The 26,584-nt window shown below is 71.6% G+C and carries 25 protein-coding genes; 5 read left to right on the forward strand and 20 right to left on the reverse strand.

Annotated elements, in window-relative coordinates:
- Positions 1–60: 60 nt before the first annotated feature.
- The 14 genes from ACIF83_RS38100 to ACIF83_RS38165 all read right to left on the reverse strand — a co-directional run bounded on the left by ACIF83_RS38100 (position 61) and on the right by ACIF83_RS38165 (position 14,708).
- On the reverse strand, positions 61–726 hold the full coding sequence (locus tag ACIF83_RS38100) for a response regulator (RefSeq protein ID WP_393482853.1): 666 nt from the start codon (positions 724–726) through the stop codon (positions 61–63).
- On the reverse strand, positions 723–2,078 hold the full coding sequence (locus tag ACIF83_RS38105) for a sensor histidine kinase (RefSeq protein WP_399734122.1): 1,356 nt from the start codon (positions 2,076–2,078) through the stop codon (positions 723–725). The genes ACIF83_RS38100 and ACIF83_RS38105 overlap by 4 nt, the downstream gene beginning before the upstream one ends.
- A 124-nt stretch (positions 2,079–2,202) precedes the next feature.
- Positions 2,203–2,883, reverse strand: coding sequence for a response regulator (locus tag ACIF83_RS38110; RefSeq protein ID WP_398141259.1), 681 nt, complete (start codon positions 2,881–2,883; stop codon positions 2,203–2,205).
- Positions 2,880–4,259 (reverse strand): sensor histidine kinase, encoded by a 1,380-nt coding sequence (locus ACIF83_RS38115; RefSeq protein ID WP_399734240.1) that lies wholly within the window; start codon positions 4,257–4,259, stop codon positions 2,880–2,882. The genes ACIF83_RS38110 and ACIF83_RS38115 overlap by 4 nt, the downstream gene beginning before the upstream one ends.
- Before the next feature lie 175 nt (positions 4,260–4,434).
- Positions 4,435–5,649: an acyltransferase gene (locus tag ACIF83_RS38120; RefSeq protein WP_399734125.1), complete on the reverse strand. Its 1,215-nt coding sequence runs from the start codon at positions 5,647–5,649 to the stop codon at positions 4,435–4,437.
- Entirely contained in the window at positions 5,642–6,742 is a 1,101-nt protein-coding gene (locus tag ACIF83_RS38125; protein WP_399734128.1) for an alpha/beta hydrolase, read from the reverse strand. The genes ACIF83_RS38120 and ACIF83_RS38125 overlap by 8 nt, the downstream gene beginning before the upstream one ends.
- Positions 6,743–6,889: 147 nt before the next feature.
- Complete coding sequence (locus ACIF83_RS38130; RefSeq protein ID WP_399734131.1) at positions 6,890–7,792, reverse strand: alpha/beta hydrolase; 903 nt, start codon at positions 7,790–7,792, stop codon at positions 6,890–6,892.
- A gap of 195 nt (positions 7,793–7,987) precedes the next feature.
- Complete coding sequence (gene kynU / locus ACIF83_RS38135) at positions 7,988–9,172, reverse strand: kynureninase (RefSeq protein WP_398141261.1); 1,185 nt, start codon at positions 9,170–9,172, stop codon at positions 7,988–7,990.
- The gene (locus ACIF83_RS38140) at positions 9,165–10,013 is read right to left on the reverse strand and encodes a tryptophan 2,3-dioxygenase family protein (protein WP_399734135.1); all 849 of its coding nucleotides are present in this window, start codon (positions 10,011–10,013) and stop codon (positions 9,165–9,167) included. Before ACIF83_RS38140 ends, kynU begins: the two co-directional genes overlap by 8 nt.
- 152 nt (positions 10,014–10,165) lie before the next feature.
- Positions 10,166–10,579 carry a DUF3151 domain-containing protein gene (locus ACIF83_RS38145; protein WP_393482881.1) on the reverse strand — a complete coding sequence of 138 codons (414 nt, stop codon included), beginning with the start codon at positions 10,577–10,579 and terminating at the stop codon, positions 10,166–10,168.
- Between the two features lie 56 nt (positions 10,580–10,635).
- Positions 10,636–12,099 carry an MFS transporter gene (locus ACIF83_RS38150; RefSeq protein ID WP_398141263.1) on the reverse strand — a complete coding sequence of 488 codons (1,464 nt, stop codon included), beginning with the start codon at positions 12,097–12,099 and terminating at the stop codon, positions 10,636–10,638.
- Positions 12,100–12,165: 66 nt separating this feature from the next.
- On the reverse strand, positions 12,166–13,197 hold the full coding sequence (gene fbaA, locus ACIF83_RS38155; protein WP_393482887.1) for a class II fructose-bisphosphate aldolase: 1,032 nt from the start codon (positions 13,195–13,197) through the stop codon (positions 12,166–12,168).
- A 145-nt stretch (positions 13,198–13,342) separates the two neighbouring features.
- Positions 13,343–13,891 (reverse strand): orotate phosphoribosyltransferase, encoded by a 549-nt coding sequence (pyrE, locus tag ACIF83_RS38160; RefSeq protein WP_399734140.1) that lies wholly within the window; start codon positions 13,889–13,891, stop codon positions 13,343–13,345.
- 10 nt (positions 13,892–13,901) lie between these two features.
- Positions 13,902–14,708 (reverse strand): aldose 1-epimerase, encoded by an 807-nt coding sequence (locus ACIF83_RS38165; protein ID WP_393482893.1) that lies wholly within the window; start codon positions 14,706–14,708, stop codon positions 13,902–13,904.
- A 63-nt stretch (positions 14,709–14,771) separates the two neighbouring features.
- On the opposite strand from ACIF83_RS38165, the gene ACIF83_RS38170 reads away from it, so the two are divergent.
- Positions 14,772–15,146: a YciI family protein gene (locus ACIF83_RS38170; RefSeq protein ID WP_399734144.1), complete on the forward strand. Its 375-nt coding sequence runs from the start codon at positions 14,772–14,774 to the stop codon at positions 15,144–15,146.
- A 12-nt stretch (positions 15,147–15,158) separates the two neighbouring features.
- Here the strand turns inward: ACIF83_RS38170 and ACIF83_RS38175 are convergent, their stop codons facing one another.
- From ACIF83_RS38175 to ACIF83_RS38185, 3 genes are all read right to left on the reverse strand, one after another.
- Positions 15,159–15,944 carry an SRPBCC family protein gene (locus ACIF83_RS38175; protein WP_399734147.1) on the reverse strand — a complete coding sequence of 262 codons (786 nt, stop codon included), beginning with the start codon at positions 15,942–15,944 and terminating at the stop codon, positions 15,159–15,161.
- A gap of 58 nt (positions 15,945–16,002) precedes the next feature.
- Positions 16,003–17,643 (reverse strand): polyamine aminopropyltransferase, encoded by a 1,641-nt coding sequence (locus ACIF83_RS38180; RefSeq protein WP_393482901.1) that lies wholly within the window; start codon positions 17,641–17,643, stop codon positions 16,003–16,005.
- Between the two features lie 110 nt (positions 17,644–17,753).
- Positions 17,754–18,278 (reverse strand): DUF2617 family protein, encoded by a 525-nt coding sequence (locus tag ACIF83_RS38185; protein WP_393482904.1) that lies wholly within the window; start codon positions 18,276–18,278, stop codon positions 17,754–17,756.
- Positions 18,279–19,083: 805 nt separating this feature from the next.
- Here ACIF83_RS38185 and ACIF83_RS38190 point away from each other — a divergent pair.
- On the forward strand, positions 19,084–20,277 hold the full coding sequence (locus ACIF83_RS38190; protein WP_393482910.1) for a pyridoxal phosphate-dependent aminotransferase: 1,194 nt from the start codon (positions 19,084–19,086) through the stop codon (positions 20,275–20,277).
- 42 nt (positions 20,278–20,319) lie between these two features.
- Here ACIF83_RS38190 and ACIF83_RS38195 read toward each other — a convergent pair whose 3' ends face one another.
- Entirely contained in the window at positions 20,320–20,850 is a 531-nt protein-coding gene (locus tag ACIF83_RS38195; RefSeq protein ID WP_393482913.1) for a YbjN domain-containing protein, read from the reverse strand.
- Between the two features lie 139 nt (positions 20,851–20,989).
- Here ACIF83_RS38195 and ACIF83_RS38200 point away from each other — a divergent pair, with 139 nt between their 5' ends.
- On the forward strand, positions 20,990–21,460 hold the full coding sequence (locus ACIF83_RS38200; protein WP_399734152.1) for a hypothetical protein: 471 nt from the start codon (positions 20,990–20,992) through the stop codon (positions 21,458–21,460).
- 149 nt (positions 21,461–21,609) lie between these two features.
- Here the strand turns inward: ACIF83_RS38200 and clpB are convergent, their stop codons facing one another.
- Positions 21,610–24,207, reverse strand: coding sequence for an ATP-dependent chaperone ClpB (clpB, locus tag ACIF83_RS38205; RefSeq protein WP_393482919.1), 2,598 nt, complete (start codon positions 24,205–24,207; stop codon positions 21,610–21,612).
- A gap of 162 nt (positions 24,208–24,369) precedes the next feature.
- Between clpB and ACIF83_RS38210 the strand changes: the two genes are divergently transcribed.
- On the forward strand, positions 24,370–24,783 hold the full coding sequence (locus ACIF83_RS38210; RefSeq protein WP_393482921.1) for a pyridoxamine 5'-phosphate oxidase family protein: 414 nt from the start codon (positions 24,370–24,372) through the stop codon (positions 24,781–24,783).
- Positions 24,784–24,939: 156 nt separating this feature from the next.
- Here ACIF83_RS38210 and ACIF83_RS38215 read toward each other — a convergent pair whose 3' ends face one another.
- On the reverse strand, positions 24,940–25,275 hold the full coding sequence (locus ACIF83_RS38215; protein WP_393482924.1) for a hypothetical protein: 336 nt from the start codon (positions 25,273–25,275) through the stop codon (positions 24,940–24,942).
- 319 nt (positions 25,276–25,594) lie between these two features.
- On the opposite strand from ACIF83_RS38215, the gene ACIF83_RS38220 reads away from it, so the two are divergent.
- A complete protein-coding gene (locus ACIF83_RS38220; RefSeq protein WP_399734157.1) occupies positions 25,595–26,581 on the forward strand; it encodes a helix-turn-helix transcriptional regulator in 987 nt (328 codons plus the stop codon).
- Positions 26,582–26,584: the final 3 nt, after the last annotated feature.

Raw genomic sequence — 26,584 nt, forward strand, 5'->3', positions numbered from 1 at the left:
GATGCACATTGTCGAACACTAGTTGGCAACGGGGACGTTCGCGCAAGATGGCACGCGCTGTCAGCCCGGTGTCACCAACCGCGCCTCGTACGCGAACACCGCCGCCTGGGTGCGGTCGCGCAGCCCCAGCTTCACCAGGATCCGGCTCACGTGGGTCTTGATCGTCGACTCCGCCACCACCAGCCGCTCGGCGATCTCCGCGTTCGACAGGCCCTGTGCGATCAGGACCAGCACCTCCGTCTCCCGCTCCGTCAGCTCCCCGTACGCCGCCTGCGCCGACGGCATCATGCGCGGCGTCTGCGACAGCCGGGAGAACTCGGTTATCAGCCGCCTGGTCACCGAGGGGGCGAGCAGTGCCTCGCCGGAGGCCACCACCCGTACGCCGTCGGCGAGCTGGCGGGCCGAGGCGTCCTTCAGGAGGAAGCCGGAGGCTCCCGCACGCAGCGCCTGGTACACGTACTCGTCCAGGTCGAACGTGGTCAGTACCAGCACCTTCGCCGTGTCGTCAGCCGCGACGATCTCCCGCGTCGCCTCGATGCCGTTCAGCTCCGGCATGCGGATGTCCATCAGCACCACGTCCGGCGCGAGTTCCCGCACCCGCTCGACCGCCTGACGGCCGTTGACCGCCTCGCCGACGACCTCGATGTCCGGCATCGCGTTCAGCAGGACCGAGAAGCCCTCGCGCACCATCATCTGGTCGTCCGCGATCAGTACGCGGATCGTCATGCCTCACCCTCGCTCGCGGTGTCCGCCGCCGGCACCGGCAGGAACACGGTCACCTCATGTCCTCCGTCGGCCGTCGGGCCCGTCGTCATCTCCCCGTTCAGCATCGAGACGCGCTCCCGCATCCCTGTGATGCCGTGCCCGGCGCCCGGCGAGGGACTCAGCTGGGCCGAGGCGGGCGGCGGGCCGTTGACTATGCGCAGGCCCAGGCCGCCGAGCACGTACCCGATCTCGACCCGTGCCCCGGCACCCGGTGCGTGCCGCAGCGTGTTGCTCAGCGCCTCCTGCACGATCCGGTACGCCGACAGCTCGACGCCCTGCGGCATTTCACGCACCGCGCCGGTCACTACCTTCTCCACCTCCAGCCCGGCCTCCCGCACATTGGCGAGCAGCCCGTCCAGGTCGGCGAGGGTGGGTTGCGGGGCGTCCGGCGCCTCGTAGTCCTCCGCTCGGACCACGCCCAGGACCCGGCGCAGCTCGGTCAGGGCCGCCACCGCGTTCTCCCGGATGGTGGCGAACGCCTTCTCCAGCTCCGGCGGCGGGTTCTCCACCCGGTAGGGCGCCGCCTCCGCCTGGATGGCGACCACCGACATGTGGTGGGCGACCACGTCGTGCAGCTCGCGGGCGATGGTCGTGCGCTCCTCCAGCAGCGTTCGCCGCGAACGCTCCACGGCGGTCACCGTCTGCTGGGCGGTCACCTCCTGCTGAGCCTCCCTGCGTATCTGCCGGACGGAGACGACCAGCAGGATCAGCGCGGAGAGAATCAGCATCGGGCCGATGTTGGTGTCGTAGTGGCCCCAGCCGAAGCCGCTCTCGGCGACGAAGCCGTAGGCCGCCGTCAGCACCCACATCCACGCCGCCGTGCGCGGGCGGGTGCGGAGCGCGACGACCGTGAGCACCACCAGGTGGGACAGGAAGCTGCCCGGCAGCCACGGCCAGTCGCTCCAGCCGCTGCCTATCAGGGTGGCGGTGGCCGTGGTCGCGGCGAGCGAGAACCAGAACGCTCCCACCGGACGCGCCAGGGTCAGCAGGACCGGCCCCAGGGCCAGCAGCCCGCACAGCAGCGGCAGCAGTCCGGAGTCGTCCGTGCTCGCCACGCCGAGGAATCCCGCCAGCGTGCCGAGGACGGCGACGACCGTGTGCGGTGTCCAGGCCGCGTACTCCTTCATCCGGCCGCCGCGGCGGGCGAGCCGGCCGTCGGCGCCCCTGCGGGGCAGCGGGCGGTAGGCGAAGGCATCGTGGAACAGGTCCTGCCGCAGCCCGCGCAGGGCGTCCGCGGCGAGCCGGAACTCCGGGCTGCGCGGCCTCGCGGCTCCGCCCGGCGGTGTCGGCTGGGTGTGCGTCGTCTCGGTCACGTGGAAAACGGTAGGCCCCGGGCGGGATGACGGTCGTCCCCTCGGAGGGGGGTCCTCGGGAATCCTTCTCAGGTACTACAGGTAGGGGGCGGGACGGTACCTACGGGTGCCGGTCGGACGGGGGTCAGTGACCGCCGGGGCGGACCAGGCCGGACTCGTAGGCGAAGATCGCCGCCTGGGTGCGGTCACGCAGGCCCAGCTTCACCAGGATGCGGCCCACGTGGGTCTTCACGGTCTGCTCGGCGACGACCAGGTGCTCGGCGATCTCGGCGTTCGACAGACCCTGCGCGATCAGTGCGAGCACCTCCGTCTCACGCTCCGTCAGGTCGCCCACGCGCTGCTTGAGCGGGGCCCGGGGTGAGCCGTCCAAGCGGGCGAACTCGGCGATCAGGCGGCGGGTGATGCCCGGGGCGAGCAGCGCGTCCCCGGCCGCCACCACGCGCACCGCCTCGGCGAGCTGGTCGGCGGAGGCGTCCTTGAGCAGGAACCCGGAGGCCCCGGCGCGCAGCGCGTCGTACACGTACTCGTCCAGGTCGAAGGTGGTGAGGACCAGGACCTTCACGCCCGGGTGGTCGGCGGTGATGCGGTCGGTCGCCTCGATGCCGCCGAGTTCGGGCATCCGGATGTCCATCAGGACCACGTCCGGGGTCAGTTCGGCGGCCTTCGCGATCGCGTCGCGTCCGTGCACCGCCTGTCCGATCACCTCGATGTCGGGCTTGGTGTTGAGCAGCACGGTGAAGCCCTGGCGGACCATCTGCTGGTCGTCGGCGATGAGTACGCGGATGGTGCCGGCGCCGCTCGTCATGGGGTCGGTCCTCCTGTCGGGGGCTGGGGGTGGTGCGGGTCGTCGTCGGACAGGGGCGGGAAGTAGATCTCGGGGCGGGGGAAGTCCGGGCGCAGCGGCCGGGGCGGACGGCGGGTGCCCGTCTTGGGGAGGAACGCCGTCACCATGAAGCCGCCGTGCAGGTTCGGGGTCGCGGTGAGGTGCCCGCCGAGCATCGCCGCGCGCTCCCGCATGCCCAGCAGGCCGTGGCCGGAGCCCGGGGAGGGCTGGACCGGGCGGCGGGGGCGGGAGTTGGTCACGCACAGGAAGATGCCGTCGGACTGATGGTCGACCTCCACCCGGACCCGCGAACCCGGGGCGTGCCGCAGGGCGTTGCTGAGCGCCTCCTGGACGATCCTGTACGCCGACAGTTCCACACCCTGTGGATAGGTGCGGGACGTGCCGCGGTAGTCGATGACGACGTCCAGGCCGGCCGCCCTGGTGTTCTCGATCAGGGCGCCCAGACGGGCGAGGTTCGGCTGCGGGGCGTCGGGGGCCGGGCCGGTGCCGGGGGCCGTCAGCCGGTACGGGTCCTCGGCCGCCTCGGGGCCGTCGGGGGACTCGGAGCGCAGGACGCCGAGGACACGGCGCAGCTCGGTGAGGGCCTCCAGGGCGTTGTTGCGGATCCCGGCGAGGTTCTCCTGCAACTCCTCCGAGGGGTTCTCCACCAGGTGGGGGGCCACCTGGGCCTGGATGGAGATCACCGACATGTGATGGGCGACCACGTCGTGCAGCTCGCGGGCGATACGGCTGCGCTCCTCCAGGAGGGTGCGGCGGGCGCGTTCCTCCGCGGTGATCGTCGTCTGCTCGATCAGCTGGGTGCGGGCCTCGCTGCGGCCGCGCAGGGCGGTGCCGATGAGGACGGAGACCGCGAAGAGGGCTACGGCCACGACGCCGGTCGAGGAGTAGTTCTGGGCGCCGATCGGGTCCTGCAGGACGTACGTCGCCAGGGTCGTCACCGCCAGGGCGGCGAGGGTCAGGCGTATGCGGACGCGCAGGGCGAGGAGGAGGAGCACGGCCATGTGGGCGAGCAGAGTGGGCGTGGTCCAGGGCCAGTTGGGGCCCGGGACGGAGCCCGGCTCCAGGTGGGGGCGGGCCAGCAGTGCGGTGAGGGTGGCGGCGGCCAGGGAGAGGGCCCAGGCGGGGGTGGGGCGCCACAGGGCCAGGACGACGGCGGCGGCCTGGAGGAACGTGGTGAGGAGGGCTACGGCTGCGGTGAGGCCGTAGGAGGTGTGCAGTTCGTCGCCGCCGGCCAGGGCGATGCCGAGGGCCGTGTAGGCGGTGAGGAGGTAGGTGAGGAGGCGGAGCCCGCGGTACTTGGAGAAGGGGGGTGAGTGGGGGGAGGGGGTTTCTCCCAGCCAGGTGCGCAGGCGGGACTTGGGGGGTGCGGATTCGGGTGCGGGTGCGGTTATGGGTGCGGGTGCCTCTTCGGGTGCGGGTGGCCCCGGTGGAGCGGAAGCGCCGTCGGCGGCCTCGGGTTGGCCCTGGGGGGCCGAGTTGCCGTTGGGGGCCTCTGGGGTCACTTGGTCAACTTTAGGCATTGTGTGGGGTCTTTGCTCGGGGGGTGTGGTGGTGGATGAGGCGGGAGGGGCGCTTTCGGGGGCGACGGGGGCCCTGTTCGTGGTGGCGGAACGTCAGCCAGAAGAGAGCCAGGGCCAGGGCGAAGAGGGGGAGGCAGGCCAGGCGGGACGCCACCCAGGTCAGGGAGTCGGGGCGGGTGTGGAGGCCGGGGAGACGGCCGGCCAGGAGGGCGGTGGCCGTGGTGGCCATCAGTGCCGTCTGGTGCCAGAGGAAGATCGTCATCGCCGAGAGGTTGGTCAGGGTGACTGCCGACCAGGCGAGGGGGCGGGTCATCGCCCGGTGCAGGCGGTCTCGGAGGAGCAACGCCAGGCCGCATTGGGCCAGGCCGAAGGTGACGGCCGCCAGGGTCGGGGGGTTGAGGTTGGAGGTCGGGGTGCCGGGGACTCCGACCATCGAGGCCGGGTAGCCCGCCCAGAGGATCAGGACCGCCGTCGCCGTCGTACCGGATATGAGCAGGACCCAGGCTGCTCGGCGGCTCTCCAGTTCGCCTCGGGTCCAGGCCGCGCCCAGGGTGTATGGGACCAGCCAGCCCGCCGCCAGGTTCACCCAGCCGAGCCAGGACGGCCCGACGTGCAGGCCGAAGCGCAGGACGTCCACATGCAGGACGACGGCCAGGGGCCAGAGGGGGTTGAGTCGGGTGAGGAGGGGGGTCGCGGCCGTCAGGGCCGCGAAGACCAGGAGGAACCAGAGGGGGGACAGGGCGAGTTTGACGAGGGCGTGGAGGGTCGGGAGCGGGGCGCCGGTGAGGAGGAGGGCGAGTGCGGCCACCGTCCACAGGACGAGCAGGGCTGCCACCGGGCGCAGGAGGCGGGTGAGACGGGTGCGGAGCCAGTCGCGGTACGTCGTGCCGCGGGCCTGTGCCGAGGCCAGGCTGCGGGTCGCCACGTGGCCGCCCACCAGGAAGAACACCGCCAGGGTCTGGAAGACCCAGGAGACCGGGGCCAGCCAGGGCATGTGCTGCAGCGGGCTCGCCGTGTGCAGGCCGCCGTCCTGCGCGACCAGTGCCGTGACCAGCCAGTGGCCGAGGACGACACCGAGGATCGCGAAGGCGCGCAGGGCGTCCACCGCTCGGTCCCGGGAGGCGGGTGTGGCGGCGTCCACGCGGTGGGCGCCCTGACGGATCGCGTGCAGTGCGCGGCGGGGAGCGCGCAGGGTCGACTCAGCCACGGGTCACCTCCGAGGTCTCGCCGAGGGTGATCCGGGCCAGGTTGGCGAGGGAGACCGAGCCCGGGGTGAAGTAGCCGCTGTGGTCGGCGTCGGCCGCACCGAAGACCCGGGCGCCGAAGGCGCGGGAGACGGGGTCGGTGCCGAAGCCGAGGGTGGCGAGGAGAAGGCCGGCGCGGACGTGGGGCACGTGCGCGACCCAGTCCCTGCTGCCACGGGCCGCCCAGAGCCGGGCGCGGGTGTGCAGGCCGGCGACGGTGTCCGCGGCTGTACCGGGGCTGCCGAGCAGGACCATGTCGTCCACGGGCAGGGCGGGGGCGGAACGGGCGCAGACGACGGAGCCGTAGGAGTGGCAGAGGAGGGAGATGTGGGCGCGGTGGGGGGTGAGGGTGCGCAACTCCCTTATGAACGCGTGGAGACGGGGGGCCGCTTCGTCGGCCCGGGTGGTGGTCGTGACCGTGGTGCTGATCGTGGCGGGAGCCTTGTAGCCGAGCCAGGCGACGACTGCTGTGCGCGGGTTGGTGCGGTGCGCCTCCTGGTAGAGGGCCGCTGCGGTTCTGTGGAAGCGGGCGTAGGTGTCGAGGGTGGTGTCGGAGCCGGGGACCAGGACGGCGATGTGGTCCGCACGGGTCGGGTCGCCGAGGACTTCTACGGCCTGGCCCGAGCCCCTGCCGTCGAAGGTGAGGAGGTTGCGGACGGCGAGGGTTCGGTCGGCTGCGGCTCGGTGGAGGTCCCCGTGGGCGGCGGCCATGTCGGCTGCGTGGGTGGCGTTCTCGCGGTTCGCCTGGTAGGTCGACCGGAGGGTGGCTGCGGTGGGGGCGGGGAGCGTGGGAGGGGTGGGGGCCGGGATCTGGGGGTGCGCGGCTGCGATGAGGGCTGCGACCGTGGTGGCCGTGAGGAGGGCCTGACGCCAGATGCGGTGCGATTTCGGGTGCGGGTGCGTGGGTGGGCACCCGGCCTTCGGCCGGGTCCGGGTTCCCACCCGCACCACTCGCGCTGCTTGTGCCGTCGGGTGCGGGTGGCCCTCGTGGGGCGAAGGCGCCGTCGGCGGCTGCAGCTTGTCGGTCCGGAGCGGCAGCGGCGGGTTGTGCCCCATGATGCGGTTCCTCTCGGAGTGCCCGGCCATCGGGCTTGTCCCAGAGGGAAGTTAGGAATCAGGGGGCGTCGTCGGCGTCCCGCCAGGGAGCCGTTCTGCGAGGTAGCTCTCAGGTACTACGGGTATGACGGGGGCCGTGGGCAGGGGTCACCACGCCAGTTGGGCGATCTCCTCCGCCACCACCGCGCACGCGTCCGCCGCCGGGTCGATCAGCGGGAAGTGGCCGACGTCCTCCAGCAGCGTCAGGCCCACCACCTCGCCCGCCTTCGCCGCCGCGTCCGCGTAGGACTCGGCGACCGCCTGCGGTACGACGAGGTCCGCGCGGCCCTGGACGAGGGTCGTCGCGATGCCCGTCGGGAGCAGGAGCGCGGGGTCGGCGTACGGCCGGCGCTCGGCGAAGTTGTCCTGGCCGCCGAGGAGTTGCAGGGCGGCGTTGCCGCAGACGTCCAGCTTCTCCGACACCGCGAAGTCCGCGATGGGGGCGAGAGCCACCACGCCCCGCAGCGGGGCCGGGCGGTCCGTGCGCCACGGGGCGTCGGCGGGCAGGACGTGGCGGGCCGCTGCCCACAGGGCGAGGTGGCCGCCCGCCGAGTGGCCGGTGAGGACCGTGCGGCGCGGGTCGGCCTGCGGGAGTGCCCCGTGGACCAGGGAGGGTAGGACGTCCATGGCGGCGGCCACGTCGTCGAAGGTGTCGGGCCAGCGGCCTGCCAGGGGTGCGGGCGGGGCTCCGGCGCCGGGTCCGGTGTTCTGTGCCGGGATCTGGGGGTCGCCGCCGCGCCGGTACTCCACGTTGGCCACGGCGAAACCCTTACGGGCCAGGTAGTCCACGAAGGGGGTGACATGGCGGCGGTCGTAGGGGGCGCGCCAGGCCCCGCCGTGCAGGACGACGACCAGGGGGGCGAGGGTCGTGTCGGTCCGCGGGGCGTAGAAGTCGATCACCTGGTCGGGGTGGTCGCCGTATACGGCGGTGACGTCGGGATCGACCGCGGGGTGCGAGAAGACCGACTCCTCTTCGGCGGCGGCGCGGGCTGCGGCGGCGTCGTCCGGCATGCTCCAACCTCTCAGCGACGATGGGGGACCTCCCGGGCTTCAGGCACTGGGGGAGGGTTCGGCGGACCAGGCGGCGATTCTTCGTCGACCGTTGGCGGGGACGGTATCAGGCCGGTGACGTGCGCGGACATGGGGATGTCACGCACGGTGAGGGCGGGGCGCAACCGCACCCCGCCCCAGCTTGCCGCAACTCGTCTAGCCGAGCACCTCCGCCAGCACCCGCGCGGCCCGCTCCGCCTCGGCGAAGCTCACGTACAGCGGGCTGAAGCCGAAGCGGAGGACGTCGGGGTTACGGAAGTCGCCCACCACGCCCCGCTCGATGAGCTGTTTCATCACGTCACCCGCGTCGGGGCAGCGCAGGGCGATCTGGCTGCCGCGCTCCTCGTGGAGGTCCGGGGTCACGGAGGTGACCCGGCCCGGCTCGGTGTACGCCGCGACGCACTCCAGGAAGAAGTCCGTCAGGGCCAGGGACTTGGCGCGGACCGCGGCGACGGAGACGTCGTCCCAGATCTCCAGGGCCGCCTCCAGGGCCAGCATGGACAGGATGTCCGGGGTGCCGACGCGGCCGCGCAGGGCGCCCGGTGCCGGGTCGTAGGACTGACTCATGCCGAACGGCTCGGCGTGCGAGTTCCAGCCGGGCAGCGGGGAGTCGAAGCGGTCCTGCAGGTCGCGGCGGACGTAGAGGAACGCGGGTGAACCCGGGCCGCCGTTCAGGTACTTGTAGGTGCAGCCGACCGCCAGGTCGACCCCGTGCTCGTCCAGGCCCACCGGCAGCGCGCCCGCACTGTGGCACAGGTCCCAGACCGCGAGCGCGCCCGACGCGTGGATCGCGGCGGTCAGCGACGGCAGGTCGTGCAGCCGGCCGCTGCGGTAGTCCACGTGGTTCAGCAGCACCACCGCCGTACGGTCGCCCAGCGCCGCGGGCACCTCCGCAGGGGTCACCGGGCGCAGGGTGCGGCCGGTCAGGCGAGCCGCCGACTCGGCGATGTAGCCGTCCGTGGGGAACGTCGTCGCGTCGACCAGGATCTCGTCGCGGGCCGGGTCCACCATGCGTACCGCCGCCACAAGTGCCTTGAAGACGTTGACACTTGTGGAGTCCCCCACCACGATCTGGCCCGGCTCCGCGCCGACCAGCGGGGCGATGCGGTCACCGATCCGCTCGGGGGCCGTCCACCAGCCGCTCTCGTCCCAGGAGCGGATGCGCAGCTCGCCCCACTGCCGGCGGACGACGTCCTCGATCCGGGCCGGCACGTTCGCCGGCAGGGCGCCGAGGGAGTTGCCGTCCAGGTAGACCACGTCGTCGAGGACGAAACGGGAGCGCAGCGGGGCCAGTGCGTCGGCCGCGTCCAGCTGCTTCGCGCGCAGGGTCAGCTCAGACATGGGACCTCGCCGTCCACAGCTCCGGGAACACGTTCTTGCCGGCGCGCTTCTCCAGCCAGGCCACGCCCGCGGAGCCGCCCGTGCCGGGCTTGGCGCCCATCGCGCGGCGGGTGGCGACCAGGTGGTCGTTGCGCCAGCGCCAGACCAGTTCGGCGACGTCGGACAGCGCCTCGCCGAGGCGGGCGAGTTCGGCGTTCTGGTCGCCGGAGTAGATCTCCGTCCAGGCCGCCTCGACGGCGTCGGAGGTCTCGTAGCGCTGGGCGACGTCCCGGTGCAGGACGGACTCGGGGATCGCGTGGCCACGGCGCGCGAGGAGCCGTACGACCTCGTCGTACAGGCTCGGCTCGTGCAGCGCCTTCTCCAGTTCCGCGTGGACGCGCGGGGCGCCGCGGTGCGGGACGAGCATGGACGCGGACTTCTCGCCGAGCAGGAACTCCATGCGGCGGTACATCGCCGACTGGAAACCGGAGCCCTCGCCGAGGGCGGAGCGGTACGAGTTGAACTGGGCCGGGGTCAGCTGGCCGAGCGGCTTCCAGGAGGCGTTCAGGGCCTCCAGCTCCCGCACGGAACGCTTCAGCGCGGCGACGGCGGTCGGGACGTCGTCCGAGCGGAGGGCCTTCGCGGCGGTCTCCCACTCGTGCACGATCACCGTGAACCACAGCTCCATGACCTGGGTGGTGACCAGGAAGACCATCTCTCCGGGGTCGTCGGAGAGGGTGTGCTGGAGGTGGGTGAGCACGTCCGCCCTGACGTAGTCCTCGTACGGCGTCGTGCCGGCGAAGTCGAGATGCGGGGTCTCGGGCTCAGCGGCCTCGGAAAGGGGGTGACCCTTTGGGGACATCGCTGTCTCCTGTTGTTACTCCGGGTAGCGGTCCGCCCCTGCCGATGCCGGCACGGGGGCCCCGGTCCCCAAGCGAAATCCTCCGCAATCCCATCGGATACGGCAAGGCCCGTCTGCTGCCAGACGGGCCACACCGGGAACTCCCGTAGCGGTCAGCCCAGGGTCTGGGCGGCCGTCGGGGAGGAGTCCTTCAGGAACTGCGAGCAGCGCTCGTACTCCTCCTGCTCACCGATGGACTGGGCGGCGCGGGCGAGGGCGTGCAGGGCGCGCAGGAAGCCGCGATTCGGCTCGTGCTCCCACGGGACCGGGCCGTGGCCCTTCCAGCCGTTGCGGCGCAGGGCGTCCAGGCCGCGGTGGTAGCCCGTACGGGCGTAGGCGTACGACTCCACGACCGCGCCCCGCTCGAACGCATCGTCGGCCAGCTGGGCCCAGGCGAGCGAGGAGGTCGGGTACTTGGCGGCGACGTCCGCCGGCGCGGTGCCCTGAGCGAGCAGCTCGCGGGGCTCCGGGTCGTCGGGGAGGTGAGTGGGGGGCGGGCCGCCGAGGAGGTTCTCGTGAATCGTCATGTGTTCAGTTTGACGCACCGTGACCGGGACAGCTCAGCCGACGGTGCTGCAGCCCCCTAGAGGCGCCCGGGCTCCTGCTCCGGCTCCAGTGGCGGAGACATGACGGAGCCGTGTCGCTTGCACTCGGGGTGGAGGCAGTTCGGAGGGGGCCGGCGGATCAGGGTGAAGGCCAGGATCGCGCCCAGGACCAGCGCACCCGCGCAGATCGGCATCGCGCGGTCGAAGGCCGCGTCGAACGCCGCGGCGGAACGGTACGCCTCCGGACCCATGCCCGCCAGAAGGGGGAGCCCGGCCACGGCCAACAGGCCCGCCGCCCGCGCCGCCGCGTTGTTGATCCCGCTGGCCAGGCCCGCCCGGGCGGTGTCGACGGAGGCGAGGACCGTGGCGGTCAGCGGGGCGACCAGGACGACCATGCCCGTGCCCATCACGAGGAGGGGCGGGAGAACGTCCGTGAGGTAGTTCGCGCCGGGCCCCACCCGGAGCATCAGCAGCATCGCCGCGGCGCACAGCAGAGGACCGACGGTGAGCGGCAGGCGTGGGCCCGTGCGGTCGGCCAGCGCGCCGGAGCGAGCCGAGAACAGCAGCATCATGGCCGTCGTGGGGAGCAGGGCCGTACCGGCCTGCAGGGCGGAGTAGCCGGCCACCACCTGCAGCTGGAGCGCGGTGAGGAAGAAGAACCCGCCGAAGGCCGCGTACACGCACAGCGTGACCAGGTTGACCGCCGTGAACTGGCGCGAGGCGAAGATGTCCGGCGGCAGCATGGGGTCGGGGCGGTGCCTCTCCACGTGGACGAAGGCGACGGCCGTGGCCACGCCCGCGACCGCGCTCAGCACCACGCCCGGGGAGCCGCCCGGGGCCTCGATGAGCGCGTACGTGAGCAGGGCGAGTGCCAGGGCGCCCAGCGTCGCGCCGAGGACGTCGAAGCGGCCGTGAGGGCGTGCGTCGGCCGACTCGGGGACGTGGCGGACGGCGACGGGGACGCAGAGGAGGGCCAGCGGCACGTTGAGGAGGAACACCCAGCGCCAGCCGGGGCCGTCCACCAGCCAGCCGCCCAGGAACGGGCCGACGGCCGCGCCGATGCCACCGAAGCCGGACCAGAGGCCGACCGCCCGACTCCGGTCGTCCGGGTGGAAGGAGGCCTGGATGAGGGCGAGGGAGCCGGGGGTGAGGAGCGCGCCGCCGACGCCCTGCAGGGCCCGGGCGGCGATGAGGACGCCGGAGGTGGGGGACAGACCGCACAGCAGGGACGCCGACGCGAACCAGACGACCCCCAGCACGAAGATCTTCCGGCGGCCGTAGCGGTCCCCGAGCGAGCCGCCCAGCAGGATCAGGCCGGCCAGCGTGACCATGTACGCGTTCACCGTCCACTGCAGGGCGGCGAGGCTCGCGCCGAGGTCGCGGCCGATGGTCGGGAGCGCCACGTTGACGACGGTGGAGTCCAGCATGGCCATGCTGGAGCCGAGGACCGTGGTGAACAGGATCCACCTGCCCCGGGACGAGGCGATCCGGACGTCGGGCATGCCTCCAGATATACAGCGGACCCGGTGCCGAGGCACCGGGTCCGCCGAAGACGTCGTCAGACGCGCTTACTTGATCTTGTTGCCCGCCGAGCGCAGGTTCTGCGTGGCCTCGAGGACACGGGCCGCCATCGACGCCTCGGCCAGCTTGCCCCAGGTGCGCGGGTCGTAGGCCTTCTTGTTGCCGACCTCGCCGTCGATCTTCAGGACGCCGTCGTAGTTCTGGAACATGTGAGCGGCGACCGGACGGGTGAAGGCGTACTGGGTGTCCGTGTCCAGGTTCATCTTCACGACGCCGTTCTCCAGCGCGGTCAGGATCTCCTGCTCGGTGGAGCCGGAGCCGCCGTGGAAGACGAAGTCGAAGGGGCCAGAAGAAGCAGCCTTGCCGAACTTGGCGGCGACGCCCTCGTTCAGCTCCTTCAGCAGCTCGGGACGGAGCACGACGTTGCCCGGCTTGTACACGCCGTGCACGTTGCCGAAGGAGGCGGCCAGCAGGTAGCGGCCCTTCTCGCCCAGGCCCAGGGCCTCGGCGGTGCGGATCGCGTCCTCGACCGTGGTGTACAGGGAGTCGTTGATCTCGTGGGAGACGCCGTCCTCCTCGCCACCGGTCGGGGTGATCTCGACCTCGAGGATGATGTTGGCGCGGCGGGCCTGCTCCAGCAGCTCCTGCGCGATGGCCAGGTTGTCGGCCAGGGTCTCGGCGGAGCCGTCCCACATGTGGGACTGGAACAGCGGGTTGCGGCCGGCCTTGACGCGCTCCTCGGAGATCGCGAGCAGCGGACGTACGTACCCGTCGAGCTTGTCCTTCGGGCAGTGGTCGGTGTGCAGCGCGATGTTGACCGGGTACTTCTCGGCGACGATGTGCGCGAACTCGGCGAGCGCGACCGCGCCGCTCACCATGTCCTTGCTGTACTGGCCGCCCAGGAACTCGGCGCCGCCCGTGGAGATCTGGACGATGCCGTCGCTCTCCGCCTCCGCGAAGCCGCGCAGCGCCGCGTGCAGGGTCTGGGTCGAGGTGACGTTGATGGCCGGGTAGGCGAACTTGCCTGCCTTCGCCCGGTCGAGCATCTCGTTGTAGACCTCGGGGGTTGCGATGGGCATCTGTCCGCTCCTTGGGTGTGCGGGTTGGCGATCTGCGTACTACGGCCCTGACCTAGACCTTGGGGGCGACGTCATCGTCGTCCCCATCTTTCCAGACATGACGTGATGGTCGGCGCCCCGGTCAAGTCCAGGTCAAACCGGCGCGTCAGTCCAGACCCAGTTCATCCTTCGAGAAGGCGAAGAAGTACGGAACCCCGGCCTGCTCGGCGATCGCCTCGGCCGCGCCGGTCGCCCGGTCCACGATCGTGGCGACGGCGACGACCTCCGCTCCGGCCTCGCGCAGCGCCTCCACGGCGGTCAGCACGGAGCCGCCGGTGGTGGAGGTGTCCTCGACGGCGAGGACACGCCGGCTCTTGACCTCGGCGCCCTCGATACGGCGCTGCAGGCCGTGCGCCTTGCCCGCCTTGCGGACCACGAAGGCGTCCAGGACCTTCCCGCGCGCGGCGGAGGCGTGCAGCATCGCGGTGGCCACCGGGTCGGCGCCCAGGGTCAGGCCGCCGACGGCCTCGAAGTCCAGCTCGGCGGTCAGGTCGAGCATGACCTGACCGACCAGCGGCGCGGCCTCGCCGTCCAGCGTGATCCGGCGAAGGTCGATGTAGTAGTCGGCTTCCTTGCCCGACGACAGGGTCACCTTGCCGTGCACCACGGCCTTGTCCTTGATCTGCTGCAGCAGCGCGCCACGTACGTCCGTCATGCCGAACAGCTTAGAGGCGCCGCCAGCTCCAGGTGGTCGTCGCCTCCAGCGGCTCCAGCGGCGTGACCAGGCGGGGCAGCGTGTTCAGGCCGTTGGGCGGACCGGTCTGCGGCTCCACGCAGACGGCCTCCGCCTGCTCGTCGTAGACGACGACCCACTCCTCGCGGCTGGTGATCTTCAGCTCCAGCTGTCCGGGCCAGGTGAGGGTGACGTCGACACCTCCGGGCATGCCGAAGCAGTCGTCCCAGGGGCCGGGCTTGCGGTCGATGCGGTTGCCGGTCGGCAGGTGGTCGGCGCCACGCTCCTCCTGCCAGGCGGGGGTGAAGTCCAGCCGGACGTCCTCGCCGACTGCACCGTCCTCGCCCACCAGGGTCCGGTGGAACCAGGGGTGCCAGCCGATCTGCGCCGGGAAGGAGTCGTCGTACGCCTCCACGGACATCGTCAGCGTCAGGCTGTCCTCGGTCAGCGTGACGACGTGGGTGACGCGGCCGCGGTGCGGCCAGGGGTCGGTCAGGTCGTGCGTGATGACGGCCTCGTGCCCGTCGACGCGGGCCGTGCGCCAGGCGCCGTCGCGCGCGGTGCCGTGGATGGCGTGCGGCGGCGAGTTCAGGGGCATCTGGCGGACGGTGGCGCCGTCCAGGAAGCGGCCCTCGCGGATCCGGCCGCACCAGGGCACCATCGGGAAGCAGCCGAAGCGCTCGCCCTGGCGCAGCAGCTCCACGCCGCCGATCCGGAGCCCACCGATACGGCCGCCGTTGCCGGGCCGCACGACCACTTCCGCGTCGCCCGCGGTCAGCGTGATGTCTTCGTTACTCACGGGACGACCCTACTGGGGCGATCAAGAGGGCGTGCGCCGTCCGCGCGGTGCCAGGGTGGGGGCATGAAGTACATGGTGCTGATGTACGCCGACCCGGCGGCGACCGAGGCCATGACCGCCGAGCAGCGCGCCGAGGTGTTCCGCAGGCACGAAGCGCTCCACGAGGACCTGGCGGAGACCGGCGAGATGCTGAACGGCGCGGGGCTGGGCTACCCGAGGGACACGGCGACCCTCTGCTGGGCCGGGCAGGGGTCGGTCGCGGCGGACGGGCCGCTCACGGACACGGCCGAGCAGCTCACCGCCTACTACGTCATCGAGTGCGCGAGCCCGGAGCGGGCACGCGAGATCGCCGAGCGCGTCCTCGACTTCCATGTCGTGGCGGTCGAGGTACGGCCGATCCACGACTGGTTCGGCATGGGCGAGACACCGGATCGCTAGGGCCTGTCGGCGCTAGCGGCGCTTGCGCAGGGCGCGGCCCAGGACGATCGCCGAGGCCAGGGCCAGGGCCGCCGCGGGGGCCGCCCAGCGCAGGGCCGGGTTCCCGGCGACGTTCTGGGGAGCCGGTACGGGGGCGTAGCGGCCGCGCGGCGGGGCGTGGTCGACCTCCTCCGCGCTGCGGCCGATCATGGTGCGGCGCGCGTGCGCGGCCTCGGCGGGGGGCTCGCCGAGGTCGGCGAAGTCCTCGCCGAAGCGGTCGTCGGAGGTCTGGGCCTCGTGTGCGTCCGCCTCGGTGTCCTCGGTGTCCAGGGAGGGCGGGGGGACCTCGGTGTCGAAGATCGAGGTGTGTTCCGGCTCGGGCTCCGGTTCCTTCTCCTCCGGGGCCTCCGCCAGGCTCTCCACGAAACGGTTCAGCAGCCGGGTCACCGCCGAGGCCACCGCGTCCGCCGGCAGTTCCGCGATGCGGCCGTCCGCGTCCGCCGTGCCCTCGACCGTGACGGTGGTGCCGTCCTCGGTGCCGGTGAGACGCAGGGTGAGGGCGAGCTTGACGGCGCCGGTGCCGCGGGCCTCGGTGGCGTCGCCCTCGACGGCGTAGGTGCCGTTCTCGCGGGGCGTGACGCGAAGCGCTCCGCGGTAGGTGACGGAGTGCCCGCCCACGCGCAACTTCAGGCGTCCTGCGACGGGTTCGGCGCCGGCGTCCTGCTGGAGTCCGGGGACCGCCCGCGCCACCCGTGTGGGGTCGGCAAGGGCCTCTCCGAGCCGCTCGGCCGGAACCGGGACGAAGACCTGGTGCTCCATGTCGGCTGAGCCTACCCAGGAGTGAGCGGAACGTACCCTCCCCTGAGCAGGTGCCTCATCAATAGCGCGGATGCACCAGCGTCGACGCCGACAGCCCCTCGATCCTCGTGCGGGCAGCCGCCCGCGCATCGGCCATCAGCTCGGCCCGGGACAGGGTCCGTGGGTTCGGACCCCCCGGGCCCGAGGTCAGCCGAGGAGCCGAGCCCCCCGGCGCCGCCAGCAGGAACCCCCAGTCGTGCGGTGCCCGCGACGCCCCCGCCGAGCGGTCCGGGCCCGCCGGGAAGCCGGAGTCGTGGCCCAGGACGCGGTAGGGGGAGATGCCGAAGCCGGCTGCCCGGAGGGTCGACGCCACCGTCCAGAAGGCGCGGGGGCGAGCCGTGACGGGGCCGGCGTGCACCACCAGGCGGCCGCCGGGGGCCAGGACGCGGCCGACCAGGCCGTAGAACTCCTGGGAGTACAGCTTGGTGCTGGCCGTGATGCCGGGGTCGGGCAGGTCCGCGATCACGACGTCGTACACCGGCCGCCGCTCCCCGCGCAGCCAGTTGAGCGCGTCCGCGGTCGTGACGCGGACGCGGGGGTCGTCGAAGGCGTGGCCGTTGAGGGCGGACAGGCCGGGGTCTTTGCGGGCCAGACCGATCAGGCCGGAGTCGAGCTCGACGACGTCGACGCGGCGCACGCCGCCGTACCGCAGGACCTCGCGGGCGGCCAGGCCGTCGCCGCCGCCGAGGATCAGCACGCGCGCGTGCGGGCCGCTCATCGCCGGGTGGACCAGCGCCTCGTGGTAGCGGCGTTCGTCGCGGCCACCGACCCGCAGTCGGCCGTCCAGGAAGAGGTCGAGGGGGTGGCCGTGGGTGCCGCCGGCGAGGACGACCTCCTGGACGTTTGTCTGCAGGGCGACCCGGACGTCCTTGCCGTACACCGCGTGCCGGGCGGCGCGTTCGAACTCGTCGGCGAGGGCGGCGGCGGAGGCGAGGACGGCGAGGACGGCGAGGCCGACGAGCAGCAGGGTCCAGCGGGCGCGGCGGGACAGGTCGCGGCGGAACAGGCCGAGGACCAGGGCACCGCCCGCGACGACGTTGACGGTGCCGGTGAGCAGGGCGCCGGTCAACTGGCCCAGGAACGGCAGAAGCAGGAAGGGGAAGGCGAGGCCGCCGACCAGGGCGCCGACGTAGTCCGCCGCGAACAGGTCGGCGACCGCGCCGCCCGCGTCCTGGCGGCGGATGCGCTGGATCAGCTCCATCAGCAAGGGGACTTCGGCGCCCACGAGCAGACCGATGGCGAGGGAGAAGGCGACCAGGAGGCAGCGCGGGCCGTCGGCCCACACCCCGCCCCAGCCGCCGGTCCAGGCGAAGACGGCGTACAACGCCATCGCGCTGCAGCCGCCGACCAGGGCGAGGGCGGTCTCGATCGCCCCGAAGCCGGCGGCCGCGTGCCAGCGCAGCCGCTTGGCGGCGAGGGAGCCGATACCCATCGCGAAGACCATCACGGACAGCACGACGGACGCCTGGGTGACCGAGTCTCCGATCAAGTACGAGGCGAAGGCGACGAGTTCGAGTTCGTACACCAGGCCGCAGGCCGCGCAGACGAAGACGCACACGAGGACCAGGAACCGCCCGGTGCCGGGCCGGACGGGTAGCCGTGCGGGGCCGGGCTGCCAGGGCGAGGTGCCCGGGCGCGCGGGGGCGTGCGGTTCGATCACGTTGCGACGTTACGTCACATGCTCGGTACGCTTCGTCACCCACACGTGTGGAACTCGGGGCAGTTGACGCATTGCCGGTTTATGTCGGCCGAGAGCGTGTCCACCGCCGTCTAGCCCGACTGGGCCACCGGCGTCCGTGACCCGACCCGGGTCCGTGTCGCCACCAACTGCCCGTCCTGCGGGTAGGCGTGCCAGGTGCGCCAGTGCACCTGACCCCCGTGCCGCTGGGCCAGCATCGCGGTGAAGGCGTGCGGGCTGCCGGGGAAGACACCGGCGAGGCCGTGCGGGTGCTCGGATACGAGGGCCAGCAACTCCTGGGCGCGGCCCGCGAACGAGCCCGGCGTGAGCACCTCGACGCGCGCCGCGAACTCGTACTCCCAGTCGCCGACCCGCTTGGCGACGCCCAGCGGCAGCGGGGTGCTGGACCCGGGGATGCACGCGACCGTCTCCGAGCAACTGCCCCGCTCCTCCTCCAGAAGTACCTGGTGGGATGCGCCCAGCAGTCTCAACTGGAGCTTCACCCCGGTCAGTTCCAGATCGAGGGTGGCCAGGGCGGGCAGCGGCTCACGCCCCAGGGCCCAGGCGAGATCGGCAGCGCGGGTGTCGCTGTAGGAGGTGTTGAGGGTCGTGAGCATGGATCGGCTCCGCTGAAGCGCACAGAAGAAGAGGGGGAGATCGGCCATGTCAGCCCGGTCAGCCCGGCCGGCCCGGCCGGGGAGGGGAGTCTGCAGGACGTCCGCGGGGCTGCGCTGGTGATTTAGAGGGAATCATGAAGAGTGGCTCCGCCACAGCGTTTTTACCCAACTTCGTGGGGTTTCCATCCCTCAGAGGGCTCCACAGTTCAACTGTTCAACCACGGCGTGCGCCGGGGCGCACGGGCAAAACGGGCAGGCGCCCGCGGAATGCCTTCGTCCGACGGGCGCCCGGGGGCGGGGAAGCTCGGCTGCCCCGTGTCAGCTGCCTCCCCCGCATCCGCCCCCGCCGCAGGAGGAGCCGCCACCGCAGGAGGAGCCCCCGCCGCAGGACGAGTGACCGCCGCACGACGAGTGACCGCCCCCGCAGGAGTGGTGGCCACCGTGATGGCCACCCGAGTGATGGCCGCCGGACGACGAGCCACCGCCCCCGTCACCGGCCCACCAGCTGGCGCCCGCGCTGGACGACGACGAGCCGTACGCCCGGTTCCGCCCGCGTCCCTTGCGGAGCGACGGTCCGGCATGCCGCTTCCGACGGATCTTGCTCGCCAGGGTCAGCACAACCACGCCCGCCGCCAGCATGATGAGTTCGATCGCGGTGTCACTCATGGCGTCGCCCTCCTTCCGTTCCCCCGAAGCGGCCCCCGTGGACGCCTCGTCCTTACCGCCTGTAGTGCGGTGACGGGGGGATGCCCGACCCTCCTGTGCCTCAAAGCAGAGTTGAGGAAGTCCAGAGCTAGGGCGCAGGATGGCCGGCATGACGTCCAGCGCGCGCCCGCACCTCAACCGCCGTCTCGCCGAGTTCGGGACGACGATCTTCGCGGAGATGTCCGCCCTCGCCGTGGCGACCGGGTCGATCAACCTGGGCCAGGGCTTTCCCGACACCGACGGCCCCGAGGAGGTCCGGGAGGCCGCCGTACGCGCACTGCGCGACGGGCGCGGCAACCAGTACCCGCCGGGCCCGGGCGTCCCCGAGCTGCGCACTGCGATCGCCGCGCACCAGCAGCGCCGCTACGGGCTGTCGTACGACCCCGACACCGAGGTACTGGTCACGGCGGGCGCGACGGAGGCGATCGCGGCCTCGCTGCTGGCGCTGCTGGAGCCGGGCGACGAGGTCGTGGCCCTGGAGCCGTACTACGACTCCTACGCGGCGAGCATCGCGATGGCGGGCGGCCGGCGGGTGCCGGTGACGCTGCGGCCGTCCTTCGACGAGGGGGCGCGTTTCCGGCTGGACCTGGACGAGCTGCGCGCGGCGGTCACGGACCGCACCCGGCTGCTGCTGATCAACACCCCGCACAACCCGACCGGTACGGTCCTCACGCGTGCGGAGCTGGCCGCGGTCGCCGAGCTGGCGGTGGAGCGGGACCTGCTGGTGGTGACGGACGAGGTCTACGAACACCTGGTCTTCGACGACGCCGAGCACCTGCCGCTGGCCGCGTTCCCCGGGATGCGCGAGCGGACGGTGACGATCGGCTCGGCCGGCAAGACCTTCTCCTTCACCGGCTGGAAGGTCGGCTGGGTGACAGCGGCTCCGGAGCTGGTGACCGCGGTCCGCTCGGCGAAGCAGTTCCTGACCTACGTCTCCTCGGGCCCCTTCCAGTACGCGGTGGCGGAGGCCCTGGCTCTCCCGGACACGTACTTCGAGGCGTTCCGCGCCGGCATGCTGGCCAAGCGGGACGTCCTGGCGGCCGGCCTGACGGAGGCCGGCTTCGAGGTCTTCAAGCCCGCCGGCACCTACTTCATCACGACCGACATCCGCCCCCTCGGCGAGAAGGACGGCTTCGCCTTCTGCCGCGCCCTGCCGGAGCGGGCGGGCGTGGTGGCCATCCCCAACGCGGTCTTCTACGACGACCGCGAGGCGGGAGCGCCCTTCGTGCGGTTCGCGTTCTGCAAGCGCGAGGAGGTCCTGCAGGAGGCGGCGGAGCGACTGCGGCACATGTGACCCCTGCCCGGGGGCTGTGGCCCCCGGGCCTGGCCGACTTGGTTACTCCCCGTCTTCCTCGGGCTTCTCCGCGTCGTCGATCTCCTGCTCCAGACCCAGCTGCTCGACCAGCCACTTGTCGAACTCGATCGCGGCCCGCACCCAGCTGACCGTGGACGAGACCCAGTGGTTGATGTCGACGCCGGTGCCGATCAGCATCTGGGCCTCACCGATGAGGCGGACGGTGCCGTCGTCGTGGGTGTGCGTGTAAACCTTGGGCCACAGCGTGCGGCGGTTCCAGTCGTCGATGGACTCCAGCAGCTGCGGCCTCTCGTCGATCTTGTGCGGGCGGTCGTAGAAGGTCCGCACCGAGAAGACCGCCTGTTCGGCCTCCCCGCGGAACATGAAGTACGTGCGGAACAGCTCCCACGGCGCCGCGAGGTCTCCCTCCTCGTCGACGACGTACTTCAGCTCCATCTGGTCCAGGAGCTGCTTCACGAGGTCCTGATCCGGGACGACGGGGCCACCCGGTCCCTGGGGCTGCGGTTCGGGCTGGCCCCCGAAGTTCGGAATCGAGGACGGGTCGATGCTCACCGTGATTTTCCCTTCATGCGGATTCCGTCATCCTCCCCCATGCGGGGAGGGGGGTGGCAAGCCCCGACGGGGCCTGTCAGCCGTGGGCTGACATGATCCGTCCGGTCGGGTGGAGGGTCGGCGGGCTGCGGGGGTCGGTGTGGCGGCAGGAGGATGGACCAGATGGGGCCTTTTCGCGCTGGTCGGGGCGCTTCCCGCCCTGGTCGTGGTGTGGCTGGCCGTGGCCGTGGTGCGGTTCGCCACCTCGGACTATCCGCTGGGCGGGGGCCCGGAGAAGGTGCCGTGCGCCGAGGCGCTGGACTTCGGCGGGGCGAAGCTGCCGAAGGGGGCGTACGACACCGAGTGCACCGTGCAGGCCTGGCTGGACACCGACTACGACGCCAGCTTCCGGATGCCGCGGGCGGACGTCCGCGACTGGCTGAAGGCCACCTACCCGAAGGGGCCGACGCCCGGCACGGAGTACTGCGACGAGGGGGCGGACCTGTGTCTGAACCTGGACTCCGAGGAGCACGAGCCCCCGGCCGGCGTCGATGCGAACGCGGTCGTCGTGAACGTGACCTACGAGGGCCCCGACACGGCGAGGGTGACCTTCTCCGCGTTCACCGTGTGACGCCCACCGGCCGACTGCCGTGGTCTGGTTCTTCTGGACGCTGTACGTCGCCATGAGCAGCGTCTGAGCCGACCGCCGAAACGCGTCGGCCCCCTCCTCCGGCCACCCGAAGGAAGGGGCCGGAGGAAGGGACCGCACGCCGACGCGTCCTACAGGGTCTTGCCCGTCGCCGGGCCCACGATCAGCCCCTCGCCGAAGCGGTCCACGCGGACCGTGTCGCCGTCCTTGACCTCGCCGGAGAGGATCTCCTTGGCGAGGCGGTCGCCGATCGCGGTCTGGACGAGGCGGCGCAGCGGGCGGGCGCCGTAGGCCGGGTCGTTGCCCTCGTCCGCCAGCCAGGCCAGCGCCTCGGGGGTGATGTCCAGGGTGAGCCGGCGTTCGGCCAGCCGCTTGGCCAGGCGGTCGATCTGCAGCCGGGCGATCCGGGCCAGCTCGTCCTTGTTCAGGGCCGAGAAGACCACCAGGTCGTCGAGCCGGTTGAGGAACTCCGGCTTGAAGGAGGTGCGCACGACCTCCAGGACCTGCTCCTTCTTCTCCGCCTCGCCGAGCACCGGGTCGACCAGGTACTGGCTGCCCAGGTTGGAGGTGAGCACCAGGATGGTGTTGCGGAAGTCGACCGTACGTCCCTGACCGTCCGTCAGGCGGCCGTCGTCCAGCACCTGCAGGAGGATGTCGAAGACCTCGGGGTGGGCCTTCTCCACCTCGTCCAGCAGCACGACGGTGTAGGGGCGGCGGCGGACGGCCTCGGTGAGCTGGCCGCCCTCCTCGTAGCCGACGTACCCGGGGGGCGCGCCGACCAGGCGGGCCACGCTGTGCTTCTCGCCGTACTCCGACATGTCGATGCGGACCATGGCCCGCTCGTCGTCGAAGAGGAAGTCGGCGAGCGCCTTGGCGAGTTCGGTCTTGCCGACGCCCGTCGGGCCGAGGAAGAGGAAGGAACCGGTGGGCCTGTCGGGGTCGGCGATGCCGGCCCGCGCGCGTCGTACGGCGTCGCTGACCGCCCGGACGGCCTCGGTCTGGCCGATGAGGCGCTTGCCCAGCTCGTCCTCCATGCGCAGCAGCTTCTGCGTCTCGCCCTCCAGCAGGCGGCCGGCCGGGATGCCGGTCCAGGCGGCGACGACGTCGGCGATGTCGTCGGAGCCGACCTCCTCCTTGACCATCGTGCCCTTGGCGACCTCCTCCTCGGCCTCCGAGGCCTCCTCCAGCTCCTTCTCCAGCTGCGGGATCTCGCCGTACAGCAGCTTGGCCGCGGTGTCGAAGTCGCCGTCGCGCTGGGCGCGTTCGGCCTGGCCGCGCAGGTCGTCGAGACGCTCCTTCAGCTCACCGACCCGGTTGAGGGACTGCTTCTCCTTCTCCCAGCGGGCGGTGAGGCCGCGCAGCTCCTCCTCCTTGTCGGCGAGGTCGCGGCGCAGCTTCTCCAGGCGTTCGAGGGAGGCCGGGTCGGTCTCCTTGGCGATCGCCAGCTCCTCCATCTTCAACCGGTCTACGGAGCGCTGGAGTTCGTCGATCTCGACGGGGGACGAGTCGATCTCCATGCGCAGGCGGGAGGCCGCCTCGTCGACCAGGTCGATGGCCTTGTCGGGGAGGAAGCGGGAGGTGATGTAGCGGTCGGAGAGGGTGGCCGCGGCCACCAGCGCGCTGTCCGCGATCTGCACCTTGTGGTGAGCCTCGTACCGGCCCTTCAGACCGCGGAGGATGGCGATCGTGTCCTCGACGGTCGGTTCCGCCACCAGCACCTGCTGGAAGCGGCGCTCCAGGGCGGGGTCCTTCTCGATCCGCTCCCGGTACTCGTCGAGGGTGGTCGCGCCGACCATGCGCAGCTCGCCGCGGGCCAGCATCGGCTTGAGCATGTTGCCCGCGTCCATGGCGGAGTCCCCGCCGGCGCCGGCGCCCACGACGGTGTGCAGCTCGTCGATGAACGTGATGATCCGCCCGTCGGAGTCCTTGATCTCGGCGAGCACGGACTTCAGCCGCTCCTCGAACTCCCCGCGGTACTTGGCGCCGGCCACCATCGCGCCGAGGTCGAGGGAGACCAGCCGCTTGTCCTTCAGCGACTCGGGGACGTCCCCCTTCACGATCCGCTGGGCGAGGCCCTCGACCACGGCGGTCTTGCCGACGCCGGGCTCGCCGATGAGGACGGGGTTGTTCTTCGTACGACGCGACAGCACCTGCACGACCCGGCGGATCTCCTGGTCCCGCCCGATGACCGGGTCGAGCCGGCCCTCGCGGGCGGCGGCGGTGAAGTCGGTGCCGAACTTCTCCAGGGCCTTGTACTGGCCCTCGGGGTCGGCGGTGGTCACGCGGCGTCCTCCCCTGGCCTTCTGAAAGGCCTCCTGCAGCTTCTTCGCGTCGGCTCCCTGCCCCTGGAGCACCTCACCGGCCGCGCCGCCCTTCGCGGCGATGCCGATCAGCAGGTGCTCGGTGGACAGGTACTCGTCACCGAGTGCCTTCGCCCGCTCGTCGGCGTCCGCGAGGACCGCCAGCAGCTCACGGTTGGGCTGCGGGGGCGCGACGGTGGAGCCGGTCACGCTGGGCAGCGCGGCGAGCACCCGCTCGGCTCCGGAGCGTACCGCCACCTGGTCGGCCTCCACGGCGGCCAGCAGGTCGGTGATGTTCTCGTTGTCCTGCCCCGCGAGCAGCGCGAGGAGCAGGTGGGCGGGCATGAGGTCCGGGTGCCCCTCGGTCACGGCCCGGTTGCCGGCCGCTTTGATCGCGTCCCGGCTCCTGTTGGTCAGCTCGGCGTCCACGTTCGCGTTCTCCTCCTCGGCGTCGGCTCGCAGGCCGTGTCTCCGCTGTCACTCTCCCACTGCTGACTTAACCAGCGTACACAAAGTTGAGTCTATTCCACTCAAGGTGCGGAGGTGCGGCTCCCTTGGGGATTGCAGCTTCCTGCAATTAGGTTTCGACCCATGCCCACCTACTCCCAGGACCCGGCCACGCCGGACGAGCCGTACCTCGCCTTCTGGCGGGAACGGCACCTGTGCACCCTGACCACGCTGCGCCCCGACGGCAGCCCGCACGTGGTGCCGGTCGGGGTGACCTACGACCCCGAGGCCCGGCTGGCCAGGGTGATCGCGAACAAGACGAGCGCGAAGGTGTCCCACGTCCTCGCGGCCGGACCCGAGGGCGCCCGGGTCGCCGTGTGCCAGGTGGACGGCCGGCGCTGGGCCACGCTGGAGGGCCGGGCGCATGTGCACACCGAGCGGGAGCGGGTGGCCGAGGCGGAGCGGCGGTACGCCGAGCGGTACCACCGGGAGCCCGGCGAGAACCCCTCCCGAGTGGTGATCGAGATCGAGTTGGAGCGGGCGCTCGGGAGGGGTTGAGGCGAGGCGGTCAACCGGTCGGTTTCAGCCACCTGGGATCGCTCCCATACCTCGAAATGTCGGCACAAACTGCAGCGGCGTCACCGTGTTCAGGTCACGGTGACGCCGCTGCGGGGGGAAGCACCTGAGCGATCTTTTTACGACGGGGGAATCGCGTCAGGCACTGCGGGGGGTGGCCGAAATGGTCCTCAAGTCCGCGACCTCCGGTTCTGCCAGCCGGTGGTCACGTTGGTCCAGGTTCACAAAGATCATGCCGTAGCGGATGGCACACCGGACCGGCTGCGGCGCCCCACGGGGCTTGCGCAGACACCGGTACGCCCGTACGTCCTCGTCCTCGTCACGGGTGACGACGACCGGCTCTCCGAACACGGTCACCATCAGCGAGTCACCGCTGTGCGGGATCGCCGTGACCAGGTCGATGAAGTGCCAGCCCGAGCGGTAGGCGGTGGCCATCTCGCGTCGGAAGGAGCGGTCGTCCGGTGGAATAGTCATAGTCAGTCCCAGACACTGTCGTCCATGCTGACCGGAGTCTCGACGCCGACAGCCACCGTTCCCGTGGTCCGAGTACCACTCGCCTTGTGGCCGTCCCCCTGCGCACCGGAGAGGCCGGCCAGCGTTCCGAAGGCCACAACGGCGGAGAAGGCGGCGACAAGCACCGAGCGAAGCATTCTCTTACGCATAGTCGGCTTCGTCCTCACTTGAAGGTCCCCTCTTCCCCCGTCGAGTAAGACGATGGCTCATTCGGGCACGTCATGACCACACGATCGGTGCATCATGTTCCTGCACGTTCAGGACCCTGGGGGGTGGAGATTTGGCAACAAATGGGACTAAGGCGACACATCCCCATGCGGTGACCGAGCTGTGTGACGAAGGCGACCGGCTCTATGCGACGGCACTGCGCACCGGTCGCATCGCGCGGGCGGATGCCGAAGCTGCTCCATGTCTGATGGAGTTCGCCCTCCTTCACCCGGATCCGGACGATGCGAACTGGCTGCGCCCCGTCCCGCCGACGGTGGCCCTGGCCCAGCGCCTCCACCCCCTGGAGCGGGAGATCAGCGACCGGCGGCGGATGTCCGTGGCCCTCGCCGACGCCTTCGAGCCGTTCATGGCACTCAGTGCCCAGGAGAGCGCGCCGACCCACTCGATCACCGTCCTGGAGGGGCTCGACCGGATCAACGCGGCGCTGGATCTGGCCACGGCCCAGTGCCGTACGGAGATGCTCACGGTGCAGCCCAGCGGTCGGCGCCGCCCCGAACACCGGCTCATCGAGGGCCTCGAACGCGACAAACCACTGATCGAACGCGGAGTGCGGATCCGGACCCTCTACCAGCACACGGCCAGGTACAGTCCGGACCGGCTGGCGTACGTGGACCAGTTCACCAATGGCAAGGTGGAGTACCGCACCATCGACGAACTGGTGGAGCGGCTCATCATCTGCGACGACACCGTGGCGTTCATCCCCATCCGGGACGACCGTCAGGTGGCCCTGGAACTCCGTCACCCCGGACTGGTGCGCTACCTGATCAAAGTGTTCGAGTTCATGTGGAACCGGGCGGTACCGCTGAGCGCCGGAGCGCCCTACGAAACCGCCCCCGACGGAATCACCGACATCCAGCACTCCATCGCCAAGCTCCTGGTCGAGGGCCATGTCGACGAGGCCATCGCCCGCCGCCTGGGCATGAACGTCCGTACCTGCCGCGCCCACATCGCCAAGCTCGCCCAGGCCCTGGGCAGCGGAAGCCGGGCCCAGCTCGGATTCCTCATCGCCCAGTCCGGAATCCTGAAGCAGGAGCCCTGAACC

This window comes from Streptomyces sp. NPDC085866 (assembly GCF_044541035.1).
In the GTDB taxonomy this organism is placed as follows: Bacteria; Actinomycetota; Actinomycetes; order Streptomycetales; family Streptomycetaceae; genus Streptomyces.

Bases quoted from the DNA above. Each gene is read 5' to 3' on its own strand.
- kynU (WP_398141261.1), bottom strand. From the start codon at position 9,172: ATGTCTGAGCTGACCCTGCGCGCGAAGCAGCTGGACGCGGCCGACGCA.
- ACIF83_RS38215 (WP_393482924.1), bottom strand. From the start codon at position 25,275: ATGACTATTCCACCGGACGACCGCTCCTTCCGACGCGAGATGGCCACC.
- fbaA (WP_393482887.1), bottom strand. From the start codon at position 13,197: ATGCCCATCGCAACCCCCGAGGTCTACAACGAGATGCTCGACCGGGCG.
- ACIF83_RS38100 (WP_393482853.1), bottom strand. From the start codon at position 726: ATGACGATCCGCGTACTGATCGCGGACGACCAGATGATGGTGCGCGAG.
- ACIF83_RS38175 (WP_399734147.1), bottom strand. From the start codon at position 15,944: ATGGAGCACCAGGTCTTCGTCCCGGTTCCGGCCGAGCGGCTCGGAGAG.
- pyrE (WP_399734140.1), bottom strand. From the start codon at position 13,891: ATGACGGACGTACGTGGCGCGCTGCTGCAGCAGATCAAGGACAAGGCC.
- ACIF83_RS38125 (WP_399734128.1), bottom strand. From the start codon at position 6,742: ATGGGGCACAACCCGCCGCTGCCGCTCCGGACCGACAAGCTGCAGCCG.
- ACIF83_RS38110 (WP_398141259.1), bottom strand. From the start codon at position 2,883: ATGACGAGCGGCGCCGGCACCATCCGCGTACTCATCGCCGACGACCAG.
- ACIF83_RS38140 (WP_399734135.1), bottom strand. From the start codon at position 10,013: ATGTCCCCAAAGGGTCACCCCCTTTCCGAGGCCGCTGAGCCCGAGACC.
- ACIF83_RS38185 (WP_393482904.1), bottom strand. From the start codon at position 18,278: ATGCTCACGACCCTCAACACCTCCTACAGCGACACCCGCGCTGCCGAT.
- ACIF83_RS38150 (WP_398141263.1), bottom strand. From the start codon at position 12,099: ATGCCCGACGTCCGGATCGCCTCGTCCCGGGGCAGGTGGATCCTGTTC.
- ACIF83_RS38145 (WP_393482881.1), bottom strand. From the start codon at position 10,579: ATGACGATTCACGAGAACCTCCTCGGCGGCCCGCCCCCCACTCACCTC.
- ACIF83_RS38130 (WP_399734131.1), bottom strand. From the start codon at position 7,792: ATGCCGGACGACGCCGCCGCAGCCCGCGCCGCCGCCGAAGAGGAGTCG.
- ACIF83_RS38170 (WP_399734144.1), top strand. From the start codon at position 14,772: ATGAAGTACATGGTGCTGATGTACGCCGACCCGGCGGCGACCGAGGCC.
- ACIF83_RS38190 (WP_393482910.1), top strand. From the start codon at position 19,084: ATGGCCGGCATGACGTCCAGCGCGCGCCCGCACCTCAACCGCCGTCTC.
- ACIF83_RS38210 (WP_393482921.1), top strand. From the start codon at position 24,370: ATGCCCACCTACTCCCAGGACCCGGCCACGCCGGACGAGCCGTACCTC.